The 22,162-nt window shown below is 58.9% G+C and carries 18 protein-coding genes, 1 tRNA gene and 1 pseudogene; all 20 read left to right on the top strand.

The window, feature by feature from the left end:
• A partial coding sequence (locus tag FSO04_RS39710) for an EF-Tu C-terminal domain-related protein (protein WP_479687412.1) occupies positions 1-137 on the top strand: 137 nt, incomplete at its 5' end.
• Positions 138-202: 65 nt separating this feature from the next.
• A tRNA-Trp gene (locus FSO04_RS39705) sits at positions 203-278 on the top strand.
• Between the two features lie 36 nt (positions 279-314).
• Entirely contained in the window at positions 315-695 is a 381-nt protein-coding gene (gene secE, locus FSO04_RS39700) for a preprotein translocase subunit SecE (protein WP_046567533.1), read from the top strand.
• Between the two features lies 1 nt (position 696).
• Entirely contained in the window at positions 697-1,254 is a 558-nt protein-coding gene (gene nusG / locus FSO04_RS39695) for a transcription termination/antitermination protein NusG (RefSeq protein WP_007180147.1), read from the top strand.
• 165 nt (positions 1,255-1,419) lie between these two features.
• Positions 1,420-1,851, top strand: a complete 432-nt coding sequence (gene rplK, locus FSO04_RS39690) for a 50S ribosomal protein L11 (RefSeq protein ID WP_025496715.1) — start codon at positions 1,420-1,422, stop codon at positions 1,849-1,851.
• Complete coding sequence (gene rplA / locus FSO04_RS39685) at positions 1,852-2,550, top strand: 50S ribosomal protein L1 (RefSeq protein ID WP_011490061.1); 699 nt, start codon at positions 1,852-1,854, stop codon at positions 2,548-2,550. It begins immediately after the preceding gene.
• Positions 2,551-2,852: 302 nt separating this feature from the next.
• Positions 2,853-3,356, top strand: a complete 504-nt coding sequence (rplJ, locus tag FSO04_RS39680; protein WP_054043370.1) for a 50S ribosomal protein L10 — start codon at positions 2,853-2,855, stop codon at positions 3,354-3,356.
• Positions 3,357-3,419: 63 nt separating this feature from the next.
• Complete coding sequence (gene rplL / locus FSO04_RS39675) at positions 3,420-3,794, top strand: 50S ribosomal protein L7/L12 (RefSeq protein WP_054043372.1); 375 nt, start codon at positions 3,420-3,422, stop codon at positions 3,792-3,794.
• Positions 3,795-4,164: 370 nt separating this feature from the next.
• Positions 4,165-8,271: a DNA-directed RNA polymerase subunit beta gene (gene rpoB / locus FSO04_RS39670; protein WP_054043374.1), complete on the top strand. Its 4,107-nt coding sequence runs from the start codon at positions 4,165-4,167 to the stop codon at positions 8,269-8,271.
• Between the two features lie 21 nt (positions 8,272-8,292).
• Positions 8,293-12,531, top strand: a complete 4,239-nt coding sequence (gene rpoC, locus FSO04_RS39665) for a DNA-directed RNA polymerase subunit beta' (protein WP_093647725.1) — start codon at positions 8,293-8,295, stop codon at positions 12,529-12,531.
• Positions 12,532-12,783: 252 nt separating this feature from the next.
• Positions 12,784-14,631, top strand: a complete 1,848-nt coding sequence (recQ, locus tag FSO04_RS39660; protein WP_154566893.1) for a DNA helicase RecQ — start codon at positions 12,784-12,786, stop codon at positions 14,629-14,631.
• Positions 14,632-14,852: 221 nt separating this feature from the next.
• Positions 14,853-15,233 carry a 30S ribosomal protein S12 gene (gene rpsL, locus FSO04_RS39655; protein ID WP_006998493.1) on the top strand — a complete coding sequence of 127 codons (381 nt, stop codon included), beginning with the start codon at positions 14,853-14,855 and terminating at the stop codon, positions 15,231-15,233.
• A gap of 182 nt (positions 15,234-15,415) precedes the next feature.
• Positions 15,416-15,886, top strand: coding sequence for a 30S ribosomal protein S7 (rpsG, locus tag FSO04_RS39650; protein ID WP_006053291.1), 471 nt, complete (start codon positions 15,416-15,418; stop codon positions 15,884-15,886).
• A gap of 134 nt (positions 15,887-16,020) precedes the next feature.
• Positions 16,021-18,123, top strand: a complete 2,103-nt coding sequence (gene fusA, locus FSO04_RS39645; protein ID WP_054043378.1) for an elongation factor G — start codon at positions 16,021-16,023, stop codon at positions 18,121-18,123.
• A 47-nt stretch (positions 18,124-18,170) separates the two neighbouring features.
• Complete coding sequence (gene tuf, locus FSO04_RS39640; protein WP_063497539.1) at positions 18,171-19,361, top strand: elongation factor Tu; 1,191 nt, start codon at positions 18,171-18,173, stop codon at positions 19,359-19,361.
• A 165-nt stretch (positions 19,362-19,526) separates the two neighbouring features.
• The gene (gene rpsJ, locus FSO04_RS39635) at positions 19,527-19,838 is read left to right on the top strand and encodes a 30S ribosomal protein S10 (protein ID WP_006998489.1); all 312 of its coding nucleotides are present in this window, start codon (positions 19,527-19,529) and stop codon (positions 19,836-19,838) included.
• Between the two features lie 201 nt (positions 19,839-20,039).
• Positions 20,040-20,699, top strand: a complete 660-nt coding sequence (gene rplC / locus FSO04_RS39630) for a 50S ribosomal protein L3 (protein WP_007180137.1) — start codon at positions 20,040-20,042, stop codon at positions 20,697-20,699.
• Positions 20,699-21,319, top strand: a complete 621-nt coding sequence (rplD, locus tag FSO04_RS39625; RefSeq protein ID WP_007180136.1) for a 50S ribosomal protein L4 — start codon at positions 20,699-20,701, stop codon at positions 21,317-21,319. Before rplC ends, rplD begins: the two co-directional genes overlap by 1 nt.
• The gene (rplW, locus tag FSO04_RS39620) at positions 21,316-21,630 is read left to right on the top strand and encodes a 50S ribosomal protein L23 (RefSeq protein ID WP_007180135.1); all 315 of its coding nucleotides are present in this window, start codon (positions 21,316-21,318) and stop codon (positions 21,628-21,630) included. Before rplD ends, rplW begins: the two co-directional genes overlap by 4 nt.
• Before the next feature lie 2 nt (positions 21,631-21,632).
• Positions 21,633-22,162 (top strand): annotated as a pseudogene (gene rplB / locus FSO04_RS39615) (50S ribosomal protein L2); the annotation flags it as partial.

Raw genomic sequence — 22,162 nt, 5'->3', positions numbered from 1 at the left:
TGGTCATGCCGGGCGACAACGTGTCGATCACGGTGAAGCTGATCAACCCGATCGCGATGGAAGAAGGTCTGCGCTTCGCAATCCGCGAAGGTGGCCGTACGGTCGGCGCAGGTGTGGTCGCTAAGATCCTCGAGTAACGCCAGAAAGTTCTCGTTGATCGGTAGTTTCGGGGTTGGCGGTGTCGTCAACCCCAAAATGGTTTAGGGGTATAGCTCAACTGGCAGAGCGTCGGTCTCCAAAACCGAAGGTTGGGGGTTCGATTCCCTCTGCCCCTGCCAACTCTCGCGCCGTATATGGCGCTTCGTTAAGGTGTTATGGCGAATCCTTCCGTCGAAACTGTAAATACATCCGGCGACAAGCTGATGCTCGTCGCGGGCGTATTGTTGGTCTTGGCCGGGTTCGTGGGGTTCTTCTGGCTCAGCGGCCAGGAATGGTACGTCCGCGGAGCCGCCTTGGCTGTTGGCGCTATCGCGGGTGTTGCAGTCGGTCTTCTCTCCGCGCCTGGCAAGGGTTTCATCGCTTTCGCCAAAGACTCGTACAAAGAAGTTCGCAAGGTTGTCTGGCCGACTCGTAAAGAGGCCACCCAGACGACGCTCGTAGTGTTCGGCTTTGTGTTCGTTATGGCGATCTTTCTTTGGATTAGCGACAAATCCATCGAATGGGCGATTTTCTCGGTGATTCTGGGTTGGAAATGATATGAGCGATACTCCGGCATCCCCGAGCGGCAAACGTTGGTACGTGGTGCACGCCTACTCCGGCATGGAGAAGAGCGTGCAACGTGCGCTTCAAGAGCGCATCGAACGTGCCGGCATGCAAGACCAGTTTGGTCAAATCCTCGTTCCGACTGAAGAAGTGGTCGAGGTGAAAGGCGGTCACAAATCGGTGACCGAGCGTCGTTTCTTCCCGGGCTATGTGCTTGTGGAAATGGAAATGACAGACGAAACGTGGCACCTCGTGAAGAACACGGCCAAGGTGACGGGTTTCGTAGGCGGTGCGCGTAATCGTCCGAGCCCGATTTCCCCGCGGGAAGTCGAGAAGATCATGTCGCAAATGCAGGAAGGCGTGGAAAAGCCGCGTCCGAAGACCCTGTTCGAAGTGGGCGAGATGGTGCGGGTGAAGGACGGTCCGTTCACGGATTTCAACGGCAGCGTCGAAGAAGTGAACTACGAAAAGTCGCGCGTCCGTGTTTCCGTTACAATCTTCGGCCGCGCAACGCCGGTCGAGCTGGAATTCGGCCAGGTCGAAAAGTTGTAATCCAGAATTCTACGGGGCGCACCGGTCGGTGCGTTCCGTATTTCGCGCTTACGGTCCGCGTAATGGCCGTTGAGGAGCGTAAGTAGTCTGTTTTTTGGCGAACGCGCGCTACTACTCACTGAATGTCCGCTTGTACTAGGGCGGCGTTCCTAAGAGGTTTTCAAAATGGCAAAGAAAATCATCGGCTTTATCAAGCTGCAGATTCCTGCAGGTAAAGCCAACCCGTCGCCGCCGGTCGGTCCGGCACTGGGCCAGCGCGGCCTGAACATCATGGAGTTCTGCAAGGCGTTCAACGCGCAGACTCAAGCTATGGAACCGGGTCTGCCGATTCCGGTCGTGATCACCGCGTTCGCGGACAAGAGCTTCACGTTCGTTCTGAAGACGCCGCCGGCTACGGTTCTGATCAAGAAGGCAGCGAAGATCGACAAGGGTTCGGCCAAGCCGCATACCGACAAGGTCGGCAAGATCACCCGCGCTCAAGCTGAAGACATCGCCAAGACCAAGATGCCCGATCTGACGGCAGCTGATCTGGACGCAGCGGTTCGTACGATCGCTGGTAGCGCCCGCTCGATGGGCATCACCGTGGAGGGCGTGTAAATGGCTAAGCTTTCAAAACGTCTGCAAGCATTTGCAGCCAAGGTTGATCGTCAAAAGCTGTACGCGATCGACGAAGCTCTGTCGCTCGTGAAGGAATGCGCAAGCGCGAAGTTCGACGAGTCGATCGACGTTGCAGTGCAACTCGGCATCGACGCGAAGAAGTCGGACCAAGTGGTTCGTGGCTCGGTCGTGCTGCCGGCTGGCACCGGTAAGTCGGTTCGCGTGGCTGTGTTCGCACAAGGCGAAAAGGCTGAGCAAGCTCGTGCAGCCGGCGCGGAAGTCGTCGGTATGGAAGACCTGGCTGAACAAGTCAAGGCTGGCAAGCTCGACTTCGACATCGTGATCGCTTCGCCGGACACGATGCGCGTTGTCGGTACGCTCGGTCAGATCCTCGGCCCGCGCGGCCTGATGCCGAACCCGAAGGTTGGCACGGTTACGCCGGACGTCGCGACTGCAGTCAAGAACGCCAAGGCTGGTCAGGTGCAATTCCGTGTCGACAAGGCCGGTATCATCCACGCCACGATCGGCCGTGCTTCGTTCGAGCCGACGGCTCTGCGTAGCAACCTGAACGCTCTCGTCGACGCGCTGCAAAAGGCGAAGCCGGCAACGAGCAAGGGTGTGTACCTGCGTAAGGTTGCACTGTCGAGCACGATGGGCGTTGGCGTTCGCGTCGACCAGGCATCGCTCGCAGCACAGTAATAAATTTCATCGCCTCGATGTGAGTCGAGGTGGTTTTATGGGCTTTGGGCGGTCGCAAGATGGCAGTTTGCATCGAGCGACCGGTTGTCAAAGACCGTTGGCGGGAACGCAGCAGGTAGGCGAACCCTTAATGCAAAGCCAACGCAGATGGCGAACCCGAAAAGGTTTTGTAGTGATGAAACCGTTGGATGTCCGCAGCAATGTGGGCATCGAGCGGTCGAAATACTCCTGACTGGTCGGACGCCGTTATTGAACGCGGTACACAAGGCGCACGCTGCGTGTATCGAATCTGGAGGTTAACCGTGCCACTCAATAAAGAAAGCAAGCAGGCCGTCGTTGCTGAGGTTGCCGCGCAAGTCGCGAAAGCCCAGACCGTGGTTCTGGCTGAGTATCGTGGGATCACGGTTGGCGATCTGACCAAGCTGCGCGCGAAAGCGCGTGAGCAACAGGTTTACCTTCGCGTGTTGAAAAACACGCTGGCGCGTCGCGCTGTTGAAGGTACCCCGTTTGCTTCTTTGGCAGAGCAGATGACCGGTCCCCTGATCTACGGCATCTCGGAAGATGCCATTGCCGCTGCTAAGGTCGTCAACGACTTCGGCAAGAGCAATGACAAGTTGATCATCAAGGCTGGTTCCTACGAAGGCAAGGTGATGGACAAGGCTGGCGTGCAAGCGCTGGCAAACATCCCGAGCCGCGAAGAACTGCTCTCCAAGCTGTTGTACGTTATGCAAGCACCTGTTTCCGGCTTTGCGCGCGCTCTGGCCGCGCTGGCAGAAAAGAAACAAGGCGAAGAAGCTGCTGCGTAACGCACTTCAGTCGAGCGTGATTGATCGCTGGCTGTATCCGAATTCAATTTAGGAGTATTTCAAATGGCAATCGCAAAAGATGACATCCTCGAGGCAGTAAGCTCGATGTCGGTTCTGGAACTGAACGAGCTGGTCAAGGCGTTCGAAGAAAAGTTTGGCGTGTCGGCAGCTGCTGTTGCAGTGGCAGGCCCGGCAGGCGGCGGCGCTGCTGCTGCTGCTGAAGAGCAAACCGAATTCACGGTCAACCTGACGGAAGTCGGCGCGAACAAGGTTTCGGTCATTAAGGCTGTTCGTGAACTGACGGGTCTCGGCCTGAAGGAAGCGAAGGACCTGGTCGACGGTGCACCGAAGCCTGTTAAGGAATCGGTACCGAAGGCTGCTGCTGAAGAAGCCAAGAAGAAGTTGGAAGAAGCCGGCGCGAAGGCTGAAATCAAGTAAGTTTCGGCGCGTTGTGCGAAGGCTGGCGGTTTTCCACCGCCGGCCTTTTTGTGCTTTGTGGGAACCATGTTTTTGTCAGCCGGTTTCGGCAAGAACAGGGGTCCCAGAAGCCAAAGAAAATCGCCTATCGGCAATATTGACCGGCGCTTCTCTTTGTCTTCTGAAGCGACTGCAGAAGGCAAGTTTGGTCGGGTAGCGGGCAACATAGGCATCCGCTGCCGTCAGCCAGCGGTTGGTAGCGGCCAACCACCAAGCTTCTAGGCTCGTTCAAGCCATCGGACGGCCATCGGGTCTCAGTCGGTGAACACTCGGGTTGTCTCATCAAGGTATCCTGCCTCGACAACAATGCCCGCCGTGATTCGGAGATCGTATGCAATATTCCTTCACCGAGAAGAAGCGCATTCGCAAGAGTTTTGCGAAGCGCCCCATCGTTCACCAAGTACCTTTCCTGCTGGCTACCCAGCTTGAATCATTCAGCACGTTTCTGCAAGCAGACACGTCATCCACGCAGCGCAAGCCGGAAGGCCTGCAAGCTGCGTTCACGTCCGTTTTTCCGATTGTTTCGCATAACGGGTTCGCTCGTCTAGAGTTCGTCAGCTACATGCTGTCGCCGCCGGCATTCAACATCAAGGAATGTCAGCAGCGCGGTTTGACGTACTGCTCAGCACTGCGCGCGAAAGTGCGCCTGGTGCTGCTCGACAAGGAATCGCCGAGCAAGCCGGTCGTCAAGGAAGTGAAGGAACAGGAAGTGTACATGGGCGAAATTCCGCTCATGACGCCGACGGGTTCGTTCGTCATCAACGGCACGGAACGCGTGATCGTTTCGCAGTTGCATCGCTCGCCTGGCGTGTTCTTCGAACACGACAAGGGCAAGACGCACAGCTCGGGCAAGCTCCTGTTCTCGGCCCGTATCATTCCTTACCGCGGCTCGTGGCTCGACTTCGAATTCGATCCGAAGGACGTGCTGTACTTCCGCGTTGACCGCCGTCGCAAGATGCCGGTCACGATCCTGCTGAAGGCTATTGGCCTGACGCCGGAACAGATCCTCGCAAACTTCTTCGTGTTCGACAATTTCACGCTGATGCCGGAAGGCGCGCAGATGGAATTCGTGCCGGAGCGTCTGCGTGGTGAAGTCGCACGTTTCGACATTACGGACCGTGATGGCAACGTGATCGTCCAGAAGGACAAGCGGATCAACGCCAAGCACATTCGCGATCTCGACAACGCGAAGACGAAGTTCATCTCGGTGCCGGAAGACTATCTGCTCGGCCGCGTGCTCGCGAAGAACGTTGTCGACGGCGACACGGGTGAAGTCATCGCTAACGCGAACGACGAAATCACCGAAACCGTCCTCGAAAAGCTCCGCGAATCGAAGATCAAAGACATCCAGACGCTCTACACGAACGATCTGGATCAAGGTCCGTACATCTCGTCGACGCTGCGTATCGACGAAACCGCGGACAAGATGGCTGCACGCATTGCGATCTACCGCATGATGCGTCCGGGCGAACCGCCGACCGAAGAAGCGGTCGAGGCGCTGTTCAACCGTCTGTTCTACAGCGAAGACGCATACGACCTGTCCAAGGTGGGTCGTATGAAGTTCAACCGCCGTGTCGGTCGCGACGAAATCGTCGGCCCGATGACGCTGCAAGACGACGACATCCTCGCAACGATCAAGATCCTGGTCGAACTGCGTAACGGCAAGGGCGAAGTGGACGACATCGACCACTTGGGCAATCGTCGTGTGCGTTGCGTCGGCGAACTGGCGGAAAACCAGTTCCGCGCAGGTCTCGTGCGTGTCGAACGTGCTGTGAAGGAACGCCTCGGCCAGGCCGAAAGCGAAAACCTGATGCCGCACGACCTGATCAACTCGAAGCCGATTTCGTCGGCGATTCGCGAGTTCTTCGGTTCGTCGCAGCTGTCGCAGTTTATGGACCAGACCAACCCGCTGTCGGAAATCACCCACAAGCGCCGTGTATCGGCACTTGGCCCGGGCGGTTTGACGCGTGAGCGCGCTGGCTTTGAAGTCCGCGACGTGCACCCGACCCACTACGGCCGTGTGTGCCCGATTGAAACGCCGGAAGGTCCGAACATCGGCCTGATCAACTCGCTCGCACTGTACGCGCACCTGAACGAATACGGCTTCCTCGAAACGCCGTATCGCAAGGTTGTGGACAGCAAGGTGACGGATCAGATCGATTACCTGTCGGCGATCGAAGAAGGCCGTTACGTGATCGCTCAGGCGAACGCGGCGGTTGCTGCTGATGGCTCGCTGACCGACGAACTGGTGTCGTCGCGTGAAGCAGGCGAAACGCTGATGGTGACGCCGGACCGCATCCAGTACATGGACGTGGCGCCGTCGCAGATCGTCTCGGTGGCAGCATCGCTGATTCCGTTCCTCGAGCACGATGACGCGAACCGCGCATTGATGGGTTCGAACATGCAGCGTCAGGCTGTGCCGTGTCTGCGTCCTGAAAAGGCCGTGGTCGGTACGGGTATCGAACGCACGGTGGCAGTCGACTCGGGTACGACGGTTCAGGCATTCCGCGGTGGTGTGGTCGATTACGTCGACGCAGGCCGTATGGTGATCCGCGTGAACGACGATGAAGCCGTTGCTGGCGACGTCGGCGTGGACATCTACAACCTGATCAAGTACACGCGTTCGAATCAGAACACGAACATCAACCAGCGCCCGATCGTAAAGGTCGGCGATATCGTGTCGCGTGGCGACGTGCTGGCTGACGGTGCATCGACCGACCTCGGCGAACTGGCTCTCGGCCAGAACATGCTGGTCGCGTTCATGCCGTGGAACGGCTACAACTTCGAAGATTCGATCTTGATCTCGGAGAAGGTGGTTGCTGACGACCGTTACACGTCGATCCACATCGAAGAACTGAACGTCGTAGCTCGCGATACGAAGCTCGGACCGGAAGAAATCACGCGCGACATCTCGAACCTGGCTGAAGTGCAACTCGGCCGTCTCGACGAGTCGGGCATCGTCTACATCGGCGCTGAAGTCGAAGCAGGCGACGTGCTGGTCGGTAAGGTCACGCCGAAGGGCGAAACCCAACTGACGCCGGAAGAAAAGCTGCTGCGCGCGATCTTCGGTGAAAAGGCTTCGGACGTGAAGGATACGTCGCTGCGCGTGCCGTCGGGCATGAGCGGCACGGTCATCGACGTGCAAGTGTTCACGCGTGAAGGCATTCAGCGCGACAAGCGTGCGCAACAGATCATCGACGATGAACTGAAGCGTTATCGCCTCGACCTGAACGACCAGCTGCGTATCGTGGAAGGCGATGCATTCCAGCGTCTCGCACGTATGCTGACCGGCAAGGTCGCAAACGGTGGTCCGAAGAAGCTCGCGAAGGGCACGAAGATCGAACAGGCTTACCTGGAAGATCTCGACCATTACCATTGGTTCGACATCCGCCTCGCGGACGAAGAAGCAGCGGCACAGCTCGAGGCTATCAAGGACTCGATCGAACAGAAGCGTCACCAGTTCGATCTGGCGTTTGAAGAAAAGCGCAAGAAGCTCACGCAAGGCGACGAATTGCCGCCGGGCGTGCTGAAGATGGTCAAGGTGTATCTGGCTGTTAAGCGTCGTCTGCAGCCTGGCGACAAGATGGCCGGCCGTCACGGTAATAAGGGTGTGGTGTCGAAGATCGTTCCGATCGAAGACATGCCGTACATGGCCGACGGCCGTCCGGCTGACGTCGTTCTGAACCCGCTCGGCGTGCCGTCGCGGATGAACGTGGGTCAGGTTCTCGAAGTGCATCTGGGTTGGGCCGCGAAGGGCCTCGGCTGGCGTATTGCAGAAATGCTGCAACGTCAGGCGAAGATCGCTGAACTGCGCGAATTCCTGACCAAGATCTACAACGAGTCGGGCCGCGCTGAAGAGCTGGACAGCTTCACGGACGACGAAATCGTCGAACTGGCGAAGAACCTGCGCGAAGGCGTTCCGTTTGCCACGCCGGTGTTCGACGGTGCGACGGAAGAAGAAATGTCGCGCGCGCTGGATCTGGCATTCCCGGACGACATCGCGAAGAACCTCGGCATGACGCCGTCGAAGAACCAGGTGCGTCTGTATGACGGCCGCACGGGCGAGATGTTCGAACGTACGGTGACTGTCGGCTACATGCACTACCTGAAGCTGCACCACTTGGTCGACGACAAGATGCACGCGCGTTCCACGGGCCCGTACTCGCTCGTGACGCAGCAGCCGTTGGGCGGTAAGGCGCAGTTCGGTGGCCAGCGTTTCGGTGAAATGGAAGTGTGGGCGCTCGAAGCGTACGGCGCATCGTACGTGTTGCAAGAAATGCTGACGGTGAAGTCGGACGACGTGGCGGGCCGGACCAAGGTGTATGAGAACCTGGTCAAGGGCGATCACGTGATCGACGCCGGCATGCCGGAATCCTTCAACGTGCTCGTGAAGGAAATCCGCTCGCTCGGTATCGATATCGACCTCGACCGCAACTAATCGGACTACGGAGAGAAAGCAATGAAAGCTCTGCTCGATCTATTCAAGCAAGTCCAACAGCCTGAAGTTTTTGACGCGATCAAGATCGGTCTGGCCTCGCCAGACAAGATCCGTTCGTGGTCGTTCGGTGAAGTCAAGAAGCCGGAAACCATCAACTACCGGACGTTCAAGCCGGAACGCGATGGTCTGTTCTGCGCGAAGATTTTCGGGCCGATCAAAGACTACGAATGCCTTTGCGGCAAGTACAAGCGCCTGAAGCATCGTGGCGTGATCTGTGAAAAGTGCGGCGTCGAAGTGACGCTCGCGAAGGTGCGTCGCGAACGGATGGGCCACATTGAGCTGGCCTCGCCGGTCGCTCACATCTGGTTCCTGAAGTCGCTGCCGTCGCGTCTGGGCATGGTGCTCGACATGACGCTGCGCGACATCGAACGCGTGCTGTACTTCGAAGCATACGTGGTGATCGATCCGGGCATGACGCCGCTGAAAGCGCGGCAGATCATGACGGAAGAGGATTACTACAACAAGGTCGAAGAGTACGGTGACGAATTCCGTGCCGAGATGGGCGCGGAAGGCGTTCGCGAACTGCTGCGCGCGATCAACATCGACGAACAGGTCGAGATGCTGCGCACTGAACTCAAGAACACGGGTTCGGAAGCGAAGATCAAGAAGTACGCGAAGCGCCTGAAGGTGCTCGAGGCCTTCCAGCGTTCGGGCATCAAGCCTGACTGGATGGTGCTCGAAGTGTTGCCGGTGCTGCCGCCGGAACTGCGTCCGCTGGTGCCGCTGGATGGCGGCCGCTTTGCGACGTCGGACCTGAACGACCTGTATCGCCGCGTGATCAACCGTAACAACCGGTTGAAGCGTCTGCTCGAACTGAAGGCGCCTGAAATCATCGTCCGCAATGAAAAGCGGATGCTGCAGGAAGCCGTCGATTCGCTGCTCGACAACGGTCGTCGCGGTAAGGCAATGACCGGCGCGAACAAGCGTCCGCTGAAGTCGCTCGCTGACATGATCAAGGGTAAGGGCGGTCGTTTCCGTCAGAACTTGCTCGGTAAGCGCGTCGACTACTCGGGCCGTTCGGTGATCGTGGTCGGCCCGACGCTCAAGCTGCATCAGTGCGGTCTGCCGAAGCTGATGGCGCTCGAACTGTTCAAGCCGTTCATCTTCAACAAGCTCGAAGTGATGGGTGTCGCTACCACCATCAAGGCTGCGAAGAAGGAAGTCGAGAACCAGACTCCGGTGGTGTGGGACATCCTCGAAGAGGTGATCCGCGAGCATCCGGTCATGCTGAACCGTGCGCCGACGCTTCACCGTCTTGGCATTCAGGCTTTCGAGCCGGTGCTGATCGAAGGTAAGGCTATCCAGCTGCACCCGCTCGTTTGCGCGGCGTTCAACGCCGACTTCGACGGTGACCAGATGGCTGTGCACGTGCCGCTGTCGCTCGAAGCGCAGATGGAAGCGCGTACGCTGATGCTGGCGTCGAACAACATCCTGTTCCCGGCCAACGGCGATCCGTCGATCGTGCCGTCGCAGGATATCGTGCTCGGCCTGTACTACGCGACGCGTGAAGCAGTGAACGCCAAGGGCGAAGGCCTGACGTTCACCGGCGTGTCGGAAGCACTGCGTGCTTACGAGAACAAGGAAGTCGAGCTGGCCTCGCGCGTCAACGTGCGGATCACGGAAATGGTCCACAACGAAGACAAGTCGGAAGGCGCGCCGGCGTTCGTGCCGAAGATCTCGCTGTACGCGACGACCGTCGGCCGTGCAATCCTGTCGGAAATCCTTCCGCCGGGCCTGCCGTTCTCGGTGCTGAACAAGCCGTTGAAGAAGAAGGAAATCTCGCGCCTCATCAACACCGCATTCCGCAAGTGCGGTCTGCGTGAAACGGTGATTTTCGCCGACCAGTTGATGCAGTCGGGTTTCCGTCTGGCAACGCGCGCCGGTATTTCGATTTGCGTCGACGACATGCTCGTGCCGCCGCAGAAAGAACAGATCGTCGGCGACGCCGCGAAGAAGGTGAAGGAATACGACCGTCAGTACATGTCGGGTCTCGTCACGTCGCAAGAACGTTACAACAACGTGGTCGACATCTGGTCGGCAACGTCGGAAGCGGTCGGCAAGGCGATGATGGAACAGCTGTCGACGGAACCGGTGGTCGATCGCGACGGCAACGAAACGCGTCAGGAATCGTTCAACTCCATCTACATGATGGCTGACTCGGGTGCTCGTGGTTCCGCGGTTCAGATTCGTCAGCTAGCCGGTATGCGTGGCCTGATGGCGAAGCCGGACGGCTCGATCATCGAAACGCCGATTACGGCGAACTTCCGTGAAGGCCTGAACGTGTTGCAGTACTTCATCTCGACCCACGGTGCACGTAAGGGTCTGGCTGATACGGCACTGAAGACGGCAAACTCGGGTTACCTGACGCGTCGTCTGGTCGACGTGACGCAGGATCTGGTGGTGGTCGAGGACGATTGCGGTACGTCCAACGGCGTCGCCATGAAGGCGTTGGTCGAAGGCGGTGAAGTCGTCGAAGCGCTGCGTGACCGTATCCTGGGTCGCGTGACGGTGGCTGACGTCGTCAATCCGGAAACGCAGGAAACGCTGTACGAAACGGGCACGTTGCTCGACGAAGACGCGGTCGAAGAAATCGAACGCCTCGGCATCGACGAAGTGCGCGTGCGTACGCCGCTGACTTGCGAAACGCGTTACGGTCTGTGCGCAGCCTGCTATGGCCGCGACCTGGGTCGTGGCTCGTCGGTCAACGTTGGTGAAGCAGTTGGCGTGATCGCTGCTCAGTCGATCGGTGAACCGGGCACGCAGCTCACGATGCGTACGTTCCACATCGGTGGTGCGGCATCGCGTGCAGCAGTGGCTTCGTCGGTTGAAGCCAAGTCGAACGGTACGGTGCGTTTCACGGCGACCATGCGTTACGTCACCAACGCGAAGGGCGAGCAGATCGTCATCTCGCGTTCGGGCGAAGCGATGATCACCGACGACCATGGCCGCGAGCGTGAGCGTCACAAGGTGCCGTACGGCGCGACGCTGTTGCAACTGGACGGCGCGCAGATCAAGGCCGGCACGCAACTGGCGACGTGGGATCCGATGACGCGTCCGATCATCACCGAGTACGGTGGTACGGTGAAGTTCGAAAACGTCGAAGAAGGCGTGACGGTTGCCAAGCAGATCGACGATGTGACGGGTCTCTCGACGCTGGTCGTGATCGACGTGAAGCGCCGCGGTTCGCAAGCGTCGAAGACGGTGCGCCCGCAGGTCAAGCTGCTCGACGCGAACGGCGAAGAAGTCAAGATCCCGAACACCGAGCACTCGGTGCAGATCGGCTTCCAAGTTGGCGCTCTGATCACCGTGAAGGACGGTCAGCAAGTGCAGGTCGGTGAAGTGCTGGCACGTATCCCGGTTGAATCGCAAAAGACTCGCGACATTACCGGTGGTCTGCCGCGTGTGGCCGAACTGTTCGAAGCGCGCTCGCCGAAGGACGCCGGCATTCTGGCGGAAGTCACGGGCACGACGTCGTTCGGTAAGGACACGAAGGGCAAGCAGCGTCTCGTTATCACGGACCTCGAAGGCAATCAGCACGAGTTCCTGATCGCGAAGGAAAAGCAGGTTCTGGTGCACGATGGTCAGGTCGTCAACAAGGGCGAAATGATTGTCGATGGTCCGGCTGATCCGCACGACATTCTGCGTTTGCAGGGCGTCGAAGCGCTGGCGCGCTACATCGTTGACGAAGTGCAGGACGTGTACCGTCTGCAGGGCGTGAAGATCAATGACAAGCACATTGAAGTGATCGTCCGTCAGATGCTGCGCCGCGTGCAGATCGTCGACAACGGTGACACGCGCTTCATCATGGGCGAACAAGTCGAGCGCTCGGATATGCTCGACGAGAACGACCGGATGGCTGCGGAAGGCAAGATCCCGGCAACCTACGACAACGTGCTGCTCGGTATTACGAAGGCATCGCTGTCGACCGATTCGTTCATCTCCGCGGCGTCGTTCCAGGAAACGACCCGCGTGCTGACCGAAGCGGCGATCATGGGCAAGCGCGACGATTTGCGCGGGCTGAAGGAAAACGTGATCGTTGGTCGTCTGATTCCGGCTGGTACGGGTCTCGCGTTCCACAAGGCACGCAAGAGCAAGGAACTGTCCGACCGCGAGCGTTTCGATCAGATCGCAGCAGAAGAGTCGTTCGAATTCGGTACGCCGGAAACCCCGGCTGCCGAACAGCAGCACTCAGGCGAGTAAGTCCGGGCGGCGCAAGCCGCTTGGGCTGACAAGCCAGCGAAGCCGCTCAGTTTCGACTGAGCGGCTTTTTTTTGTCGACAGGAGTTAGTGCTTTAGCACTTACTCCTGTCCCATGCACCGCGGGCGCCTCATTTTTGTGCGTTTTTTGTGGATTCGTCGGCCGAACGGCTAACGTTGTCGCAAAGCGCGGGCGCAGCACGAATGCGTTGGTAAAATTCGTGTCACCGGCATCACGCTGCTTCTCTCCAATTCATGTCCCGTTCGCTCGAAATCCTCAACGAAGTTTTTGGCTACCCCGCATTCCGAGGACAGCAAGGCGAAATTGTCGAACACGTCGCTGGCGGCGGCGATTGTCTCGTGCTGATGCCAACGGGCGGCGGCAAATCGTTGTGCTATCAGATCCCGTCGCTGGTGCGGCGGGAGGCAGGCTGCGGAGCGGGGATCGTCGTGTCCCCACTGATCGCATTGATGCAAGACCAGGTCGCCGCGCTGAAGGAAGTGGGCGTTAGGGCCGCGTATCTGAATTCGACGCTGTCGAGCGCCGAAGCGATGGCCACTGAGCGCGCGCTGCGCGAAGGCGAAATCGATTTGCTGTACGTGGCGCCGGAACGGTTGATGACGCCCCGTTTCCAGGAATTGCTCGAGCGTACGCGCATCGGGCTGTTCGCCATCGACGAAGCGCATTGCGTGTCGCAATGGGGTCACGATTTCCGTCCTGAGTATATTCAGCTGTCGGTGCTGCACGAGCGCTTTCCGAACGTGCCGCGCATCGCGCTCACCGCGACCGCCGACGCGATCACGCGCGACGAAATCATCCACCGTCTCGCGCTGGATGACGCGCGCATCTTTGTATCAAGCTTCGATCGCCCGAACATCCGCTATCGCATCGTCGAGAAGGACAATGCGCGCACGCAATTGCTCGACTTCATTCGCGCTGAACACTCGAAACCAGACGGTACGACAGACGCCGGCGTTGTCTATTGCCTGTCGCGTCGCAAGGTCGAAGAAACGGCTGAATGGCTGAAAGAGAAGGGGATGCGCGCGTTGCCGTACCACGCCGGCATGGAGTTCGAAATTCGCCAGAAGCATCAGGAGATGTTCCAGCGCGAGGAGGGCATCGTGATGTGCGCGACGATCGCATTCGGCATGGGGATCGACAAGCCGGACGTGCGCTTTGTAGCTCACCTTGATTTGCCGAAGAGTGTCGAAGGTTACTACCAGGAAACCGGGCGTGCCGGTCGCGACGGCATGCCGGCGAACGCCTGGATGGCGTACGGTCTGGGCGACGTCGTGCAGCAGCGCAAGATGATTGACGAGTCCGACGCCGACGACGCGCATAAACGCGTGCAGACCGGCAAACTCGACGCGTTGCTCGGGCTGTGCGAAGCGGCGACCTGCCGCCGGGTGCGGCTGCTTGCGTACTTCGGCGAGTCGAGCAAGCCGTGCGGCAACTGCGATAACTGCATCGAACCGCCCGACACCTGGGACGCGACGCGCGAAGCACAGATGGCGCTGTCATGTGTGTTCCGCGCGCAGCGGGCAAGTGGCTTTCACTTCGGCGCCGGACATCTGATCGATATTCTGCGTGGCAACCGCAGCGAGAAAATCCTGCAACGCGGCCACGAGAAGCTCACCACCTTTGGCATCGGGGCGGCGCTCGGCGAGCCGGAGTGGCGCGCCATTTTTCGCCAGCTCGTCGCATTTGGCTACCTCGCCGTCGACCACGAAGGCTTCGGCTCGTTGGTGCTGACCGAAGCCGCCAAAGCAGTGCTGAAGAGCGAGCAGAACGTAACAATGCGCCGTTACGTGAAGCCGACGCGTACCCGCCAGTCATCCAGCCGTACCAGCGAGCGCGCCGACCCCACAATCGGCATGGGCCCGCGCGAGCGCGCCCGCTGGGAGCGCCTGCGCGCCTGGCGCACGGAGACTGCGAAAAGCGACGGCGTGCCGGCCTACGTCATCTTCCACGACGCCACGTTGGCCGAAATTGCCCGCAACGGCCCTGATTCCATTGAGGATTTGCGTGGCATTCCGGGCATGGGCGCCCGCAAACTGGACCGTTTCGGCGACGAATTGCTGGAAGTCGTCGGCGCCGACTAAGCGCCGGCGAGCGCAGTTTGAGGTCGGCAGGCGTGCGAAACATCGCAACCTGTTGACTCCCTTAGCATTTTCGGAATATTATGCTAGGTTCCGGTTCTTAGAGTGCCTGTGTGCGAAGTCAATTCGTGCGCCGATCCCTCGGTCCGGAAGTTCGATGCGCAATCGTTTCTGCTTTGCCCGGAAACAGATGCGTCGATTTTGTTCAATTTCAGGAATAAACAATGCCAACCATCAATCAACTGGTTCGCAAAGGCCGCGCGTCGGAAACGACGAAGAGCAAGAGCCCGGCTTTGCAGGACTGCCCCCAGCGTCGCGGCGTGTGCACCCGTGTGTACACCACGACGCCGAAGAAGCCTAACTCGGCACTGCGTAAGGTTGCCAAGGTTCGTCTGACGAACGGCTTCGAAGTTATTTCGTATATCGGTGGTGAAGGCCACAACCTGCAGGAACACTCGGTCGTGCTGATTCGCGGCGGCCGTGTTAAGGACTTGCCGGGTGTGCGTTACCACATGGTTCGTGGCTCGCTGGATACCCAGGGCGTCAAGGATCGTAAGCAGGCTCGCTCGAAGTACGGTGCGAAGCGCGCCAAGGCTGGCAAGTAATTAGCCGGTCAGTGTAGTTTCAGGTCGCCTGTAAAGGCGGTAATAGCGGTGGTGCCGGAATCGCCGGTGCTGTCGAGTAAGTGGTCACCCGACCAGGCTGGTAAGTCGTTAGAGATGAATCGGGTTAGTTGGTGGCCGCGGGGCTAGAAAATAGCTCCAACTGAAAAGTTAAAGGAAGAAACATGCCGCGTCGTCGCGAAGTCCCCAAGCGGGAAGTGTTGCCGGATCCGAAGTTCGGTAACGTAGATGTAGCTAAGTTCATGAACGTGCTGATGCTCTCCGGCAAGAAGTCGGTTGCTGAGCGCATCGTGTACGGCGCTTTCGAACAGATCCAGACCAAGGGTGGCAAGGACCCGCTGGAAGTGTTCACGGTAGCGCTCAACAACGTCAAGCCGGTGGTGGAAGTTAAGAGCCGCCGCGTTGGTGGTGCGAACTATCAGGTTCCGGTCGAAGTGCGTCCGTCGCGTCGTATGGCATTGGCGATGCGTTGGTTGCGTGAAGCCGCGAAGAAGCGCAGCGAGAAGTCGATGGCCCTGCGTCTGGCAGGTGAACTCTCCGAAGCGGCCGAAGGCCGTGGCGGCGCGATGAAGAAGCGCGACGAAGTTCACCGGATGGCAGAAGCCAACAAGGCGTTCTCGCACTTCCGTTTCTAAGCTTCCCGAACCCGGGTTTAGCAGAAAAAGCGGAAAGAAATTCCGGGCGGGTGCGCTTACAAAGCGCCTCGCCCGTTTGTGTTACAGCGCGATGCGTATTTTCTCGCATCGCGTCATCCCAATAGAGGATCAAAGTGGCTCGCAAGACACCTATCGAGCGCTACCGTAACATCGGTATTAGCGCTCACATCGACGCCGGCAAAACGACGACGACCGAGCGCATCCTGTTCTACACCGGCGTGAACCACAAGATTGGTGAAGTTCACGACGGCGCTGCCACCATGGACTGGATGGAGCAGGAGCAGGAACGCGGCATCACGATCACGTCCGCTGCTACCACGGCATTCTGGAAAGGCATGGCCGGCGACCGCGCTGAGCACCGCATCAACATCATCGACACCCCGGGCCACGTTGACTTCACGATTGAAGTTGAGCGCTCGATGCGCGTGCTCGACGGCGCATGCATGGTGTATTGCGCAGTGGGCGGCGTGCAGCCCCAGTCGGAAACCGTGTGGCGTCAGGCTAACAAGTACAAGGTTCCCCGTCTCGCGTTCATCAACAAGATGGACCGCACCGGCGCGAACTTCTTCAAGGTCTACGACCAGCTCAAGCTGCGTCTGAAGGCGAACCCGGTTCCGGTCGTGGTGCCTATCGGCGCTGAAGAATCGTTCACGGGCGTGGTCGATCTGCTGAAGATGAAAGCGATCATTTGGGACGAAGCGTCCCAAGGCACGAAGTTCTCGTACGAAGAAATCCCGGCAGAACTCGTCGACACGTGCAATGAATGGCGCGAGAAGATGGTCGAAGCTGCGGCTGAATCGAGCGAAGACCTGATGAACAAGTACCTCGAAGAAGGTGAGTTGACGGAAGCAGAAATCGTCAAGGGTCTGCGCGACCGTACGATCGCTTGCGAAATCCAGCCGATGCTGTGCGGTACCGCGTTCAAGAACAAGGGCGTGCAACGCATGCTGGACGCCGTGCTCGACTTCCTGCCGTCGCCGATCGACATTCCGCCGGTTACGGGCGAACTCGAAAACGGTGAAAAGGCTGAACGTCGCGCGGCTGACGACGAGAAGTTCTCGTCCCTCGCATTCAAGATCATGACCGACCCGTTTGTCGGCCAGCTGATCTTCTTCCGTGTGTACTCCGGCACGACGAAGTCGGGCGACACGCTGCTGAACGCGACCAAGGACAAGAAGGAACGTCTCGGTCGTATTCTGCTGATGCACGCAAACCAGCGTGAAGAAATCAAGGAAGTGCACGCAGGCGACATCGCTGCGGCTGTCGGCCTGAAAGACGCAACCACGGGCGACACGCTGTGCGATCCGCTGCACCCGATCGTGCTCGAACGCATGATTTTCCCGGAGCCGGTGATTTCGCAGGCTGTTGAGCCGAAGACGAAGCCGGACCAGGAAAAGATGGGTCTGGCCCTGAACCGTCTGGCTCAGGAAGATCCGTCGTTCCGCGTTCAAACGGACGAAGAATCGGGTCAAACCATTATTTCGGGCATGGGCGAGCTCCACCTGGAAATTCTGGTCGACCGGATGAAGCGTGAATTCGGCGTCGAAGCAACCGTTGGCAAGCCGCAAGTGGCGTATCGTGAAACGATCCGCGGCAAGGCGGAAGACGTTGACGGTAAGTTCGTCAAGCAGTCGGGTGGTCGCGGCCAGTACGGTCACGCGGTCATTACGCTCGAGCCGAATGAGCAGGGCAAGGGCTACGAGTTCCTGGACGAGATCAAGGGCGGTGTGATTCCGCGTGAATACATCCCGGCAGTCGACAAGGGTATCCAGGAAACGCTGAAGGCTGGCGTGCTGGCAGGCTTCCCGGTCGTTGACGTGAAGGTTCACCTGACGTTCGGTTCGTACCACGACGTCGACTCGAACGAAAATGCGTTCCGCATGGCCGGTTCGATGGCGTTCAAGGAAGCAATGCGCAAGGCTCAACCGGTCATCCTCGAACCGATGATGGCTGTGGAAGTCGAAACGCCTGAAGATTACATGGGCAACGTGATGGGCGATCTGTCGGGTCGTCGCGGCATCGTTCAGGGCATGGACGACATGGTTGGCGGCGGCAAGATCGTTCGCGCCGAAGTCCCGCTGTCGGAAATGTTCGGCTACTCGACCTCGCTGCGTTCGCTGACCCAAGGTCGTGCAACGTACACGATGGAGTTCAAGCACTACTCCGAAGCACCGCGTAACGTGTCGGAAGCGATCATCAACGCCAAGTCGAAGTAATCGCGCGGCAAGTCATTCAACGATTAACTTTTTGAAAGAAGAGAAACATGGCTAAAGGTAAATTCGAACGGACCAAGCCGCACGTGAACGTCGGCACGATCGGTCACGTTGACCACGGCAAGACCACGCTGACGGCAGCGATCACGACGGTGCTGACCAAGAAGTTTGGCGGCGAAGCAAAGGCATACGACCAGATCGACGCGGCGCCGGAAGAAAAGGCACGTGGTATCACGATCAACACGGCACACGTCGAGTACGAAACGGCTAACCGCCACTACGCCCACGTCGACTGCCCGGGCCACGCTGACTATGTGAAGAACATGATCACGGGCGCAGCGCAGATGGACGGCGCGATCCTGGTGTGCTCGGCTGCAGACGGCCCGATGCCGCAAACGCGTGAGCACATCCTGCTGGCGCGTCAGGTTGGCGTTCCGTACATCATCGTGTTCCTGAACAAGTGCGACATGGTGGACGACGCTGAGCTGCTGGAACTCGTCGAGATGGAAGTTCGCGAACTTCTGTCGAAGTACGACTTCCCGGGCGACGACACGCCGATCATCAAGGGTTCGGCCAAGCTGGCGCTGGAAGGCGACACGGGCGAGCTGGGCGAAGTGGCGATCATGAATCTGGCCGACGCGCTGGACACGTACATCCCGACGCCGGAGCGCGCAGTTGACGGTGCGTTCCTGATGCCGGTGGAAGACGTGTTCTCGATCTCGGGTCGCGGCACGGTGGTGACGGGTCGCGTTGAGCGCGGCGTCGTGAAGGTTGGCGAGGAAATCGAAATCGTCGGTATCAAGCCGACGGTGAAGACGACCTGCACGGGCGTGGAAATGTTCCGCAAGCTGCTCGACCAGGGTCAGGCAGGCGACAACGTGGGTATCCTGCTGCGCGGCACGAAGCGTGAAGACGTGGAGCGTGGCCAGGTTCTGGCGAAGCCGGGTTCAATCAACCCGCACACGCACTTCACGGCTGAAGTGTACGTGCTGAGCAAGGACGAAGGCGGCCGCCACACGCCGTTCTTCAACAACTATCGTCCGCAGTTCTACTTCCGTACAACGGACGTGACGGGCTCGATCGAGTTGCCGAAGGACAAGGAAATGGTCATGCCGGGCGACAACGTGTCGATCACGGTGAAGCTGATCAACCCGATCGCGATGGAAGAAGGTCTGCGCTTCGCAATCCGCGAAGGTGGCCGTACGGTCGGCGCAGGTGTGGTCGCTAAGATTCTCGAGTAAAATCGAGGGTTGAAGTTGCAGTAAGTGGTGCCCGGAGCCGGGCGCCAGCACCATGGCGTGTCGATAGGAGTTGGCGCTTCAGCGCTTACTCCTATCCCAGCCCGGCTCTACGTTCTTTTACTATCTGGCGGCGCAATACCGCCTCGCTCTTTCCAAGGAATTGTCATGCAGAACCAGAAAATCCGCATTCGCCTGAAGGCTTTCGACTATCGCCTGATCGATCAATCGGCAGCCGAAATCGTCGACACGGCAAAGCGGACTGGCGCAATCGTTCGTGGTCCGGTGCCCCTGCCGACCCGCATTCAACGTTTCGACATCCTGCGTTCGCCGCACGTCAACAAGACGTCGCGCGATCAGCTCGAAATCCGTACGCACCAACGTCTGATGGACATCGTCGATCCGACGGACAAGACCGTTGACGCACTGATGAAGCTGGACCTGCCGGCTGGCGTGGACGTGGAAATCAAGCTGCAATAAGGCTTCCAGAGGTTGCCTGGCGTGCCGGGCAACGCTAAGTCATTGATTGCTTGCGGAAAACGAAAAGCCTCGCTATAATGCAAGGCTTTTCGCGCATTTGCGCAAAAAAGTCGGTGTGCTGCAGCGTGATTTCACGCCCGAAACGGCACCGGCATTTTGTAAATTAGCCCCGACCAATCGCAGTCGGGAATGGAGAAAACGATGAGCCTTGGACTCGTAGGTCGCAAGGTTGGCATGACCCGTATCTTCACGGCAGAAGGGGATTCGATTCCCGTTACCGTGCTGGACGTGTCCGACAACCGCGTGACGCAGATCAAGACTGTTGAAACCGACGGCTACACCGCCGTGCAGGTTGCATTCGGTACGCGCCGTGCATCGCGCGTGACGAAGCCGTTGGCCGGTCATCTCGCCAAAGCCGGTGTTCAAGCCGGTGAAATCCTCAAAGAATTCCAGATCGATGCTGCCAAGGCTGCCGAGTTGTCGAACGGCACCGTGGTCGGTCCCGACCTGTTCGAAGTAGGCCAGAAGGTCGACGTGCAAGGCGTGTCGATCGGTAAGGGCTACGCCGGTACCATCAAGCGTTACAACTTCGCATCCGGCCGTGCATCGCACGGTAACTCGCGCTCGCACAACGTGCCGGGTTCGATCGGTATGGCGCAGGATCCGGGTCGTGTTTTCCCGGGTAAGCGCATGACCGGTCACATGGGTGACGATACGGTAACCGTGCAAAACCTCGAAATCGCTCGTATCGACGCTGACCGCAAGCTGTTGCTGGTCAAGGGCGCCGTTCCGGGTGCGAAGGGTGGCAAGGTATTCGTTACGCCGGCCGTGAAGACGCGTGCCGTGAAAGGAGCGAAATAATGGAACTTAAGCTCCTGAATGCCAATGGTCAGGAAGGTGCAGGCGTTAGCGCGTCGGACGTAGTGTTCGGCCGCGATTACAACGAAGCCCTGATTCACCAGGTTGTGGTGGCGTATCAAGCGAATGCCCGTAGCGGCAACCGCGCGCAGAAAGACCGTGAGCAAGTCAAGCACACGACCAAGAAGCCGTGGCGCCAGAAGGGTACGGGCCGCGCCCGTGCCGGTATGTCGTCGAGCCCGTTGTGGCGCGGCGGTGGCCGGATTTTCCCGAATTCGCCCGAGGAAAACTTTTCGCACAAGGTCAACAAGAAGATGCATCGCGCAGGTCTCTGCTCGATCTTCTCGCAGCTGGCCCGCGAAGGCCGCATCTCGGTGGTCGACGAGCTGACGCTCGAAGCGCCGAAGACGAAGCTGCTGGCCGAAAAATTCAAGGCGATGGGTCTCGACTCCGTGCTGGTGATTACCGACACGGTTGACGAAAACCTGTACCTCGCGTCGCGCAACCTCGCCCATGTGGCAGTTGTCGAGCCGCGTTACGCCGACCCGCTGTCGCTGATCTACTTCAAGAAGATCCTGATCACGAAGGCTGCGGTCGCCCAGATCGAGGAGTTGCTGTCATGAGCGAGATTCGCAAGAACGATCATCGTTTGATGCAGGTCCTGCTCGCGCCGGTGATCTCCGAAAAGGCGACGCTGGTGGCCGACAAGAACGAGCAAGTTGTGTTCGAAGTCGCGCCCGATGCCACGAAGCAGGAAGTGAAAGCTGCAGTCGAGCTGCTGTTCAAGGTGGAAGTCAATTCCGTCAACGTGCTGGTCTCGAAGGGCAAAGCCAAGCGCTTTGGCCGCTTCATGGGCAAGCGCAAGGACGTGAAGAAGGCGTACGTCTGCCTGAAGCCCGGCCAGGAAATCAACTTTGAAGCGGAGGCCAAGTAATCATGGCAATCGTTAAAGTTAAGCCGACTTCGCCGGGTCGCCGTGCGATGGTCAAGGTGGTCAACAAGGATCTGCATAAGGGCAAGCCGTTCGCACCGCTGCTCGACTCGCAATCCACGACCGCCGGCCGTAACAACAACGGTCACATCACCACGCGTCACAAGGGTGGTGGTCACAAGCATCACTACCGTGTCGTCGATTTCCGTCGCAACAAGGACGGCATTCCGGCAAAGGTCGAACGTCTTGAGTACGATCCGAACCGTAGCGCGAACATCGCGCTGGTTCTGTACGCAGACGGCGAGCGCAAGTACATCATCGCTCCGAAGGGTGTGACGGTTGGCCAGCAACTGATGTCGGGTTCGGAAGCTCCGATCCGGGCAGGCAATACGCTGCCGATCCGCAACATTCCGGTCGGTACGACGATCCACTGCATCGAAATGCTGCCGGGGCAAGGGCGCGCAAATGGCGCGTTCGGCTGGCACGTCGGCGATGTTGCTGGCTCGTGAAGGCATTTACGCACAGGTCCGCCTGC

Source organism: Paraburkholderia madseniana, assembly GCF_009690905.1.
Lineage (GTDB): Bacteria > Pseudomonadota > Gammaproteobacteria > Burkholderiales > Burkholderiaceae > Paraburkholderia > Paraburkholderia madseniana.
Note: the sequence above shows the minus strand (reverse complement) of the source record. Positions and strands in the feature narration are given on the sequence as shown.

Coding starts and splice junctions, on each gene's coding strand:
- secE (WP_046567533.1), top strand. CDS start 315: ATGGCGAATCCTTCCGTCGAAACTGTAAATACATCCGGCGACAAGCTG.
- nusG (WP_007180147.1), top strand. CDS start 697: ATGAGCGATACTCCGGCATCCCCGAGCGGCAAACGTTGGTACGTGGTG.
- rplK (WP_025496715.1), top strand. CDS start 1,420: ATGGCAAAGAAAATCATCGGCTTTATCAAGCTGCAGATTCCTGCAGGT.
- rplA (WP_011490061.1), top strand. CDS start 1,852: ATGGCTAAGCTTTCAAAACGTCTGCAAGCATTTGCAGCCAAGGTTGAT.
- rplL (WP_054043372.1), top strand. CDS start 3,420: ATGGCAATCGCAAAAGATGACATCCTCGAGGCAGTAAGCTCGATGTCG.
- rpoB (WP_054043374.1), top strand. CDS start 4,165: ATGCAATATTCCTTCACCGAGAAGAAGCGCATTCGCAAGAGTTTTGCG.
- rpoC (WP_093647725.1), top strand. CDS start 8,293: ATGAAAGCTCTGCTCGATCTATTCAAGCAAGTCCAACAGCCTGAAGTT.
- recQ (WP_154566893.1), top strand. CDS start 12,784: ATGTCCCGTTCGCTCGAAATCCTCAACGAAGTTTTTGGCTACCCCGCA.
- rpsL (WP_006998493.1), top strand. CDS start 14,853: ATGCCAACCATCAATCAACTGGTTCGCAAAGGCCGCGCGTCGGAAACG.
- rpsG (WP_006053291.1), top strand. CDS start 15,416: ATGCCGCGTCGTCGCGAAGTCCCCAAGCGGGAAGTGTTGCCGGATCCG.
- tuf (WP_063497539.1), top strand. CDS start 18,171: ATGGCTAAAGGTAAATTCGAACGGACCAAGCCGCACGTGAACGTCGGC.
- rpsJ (WP_006998489.1), top strand. CDS start 19,527: ATGCAGAACCAGAAAATCCGCATTCGCCTGAAGGCTTTCGACTATCGC.
- rplC (WP_007180137.1), top strand. CDS start 20,040: ATGAGCCTTGGACTCGTAGGTCGCAAGGTTGGCATGACCCGTATCTTC.
- rplD (WP_007180136.1), top strand. CDS start 20,699: ATGGAACTTAAGCTCCTGAATGCCAATGGTCAGGAAGGTGCAGGCGTT.
- rplW (WP_007180135.1), top strand. CDS start 21,316: ATGAGCGAGATTCGCAAGAACGATCATCGTTTGATGCAGGTCCTGCTC.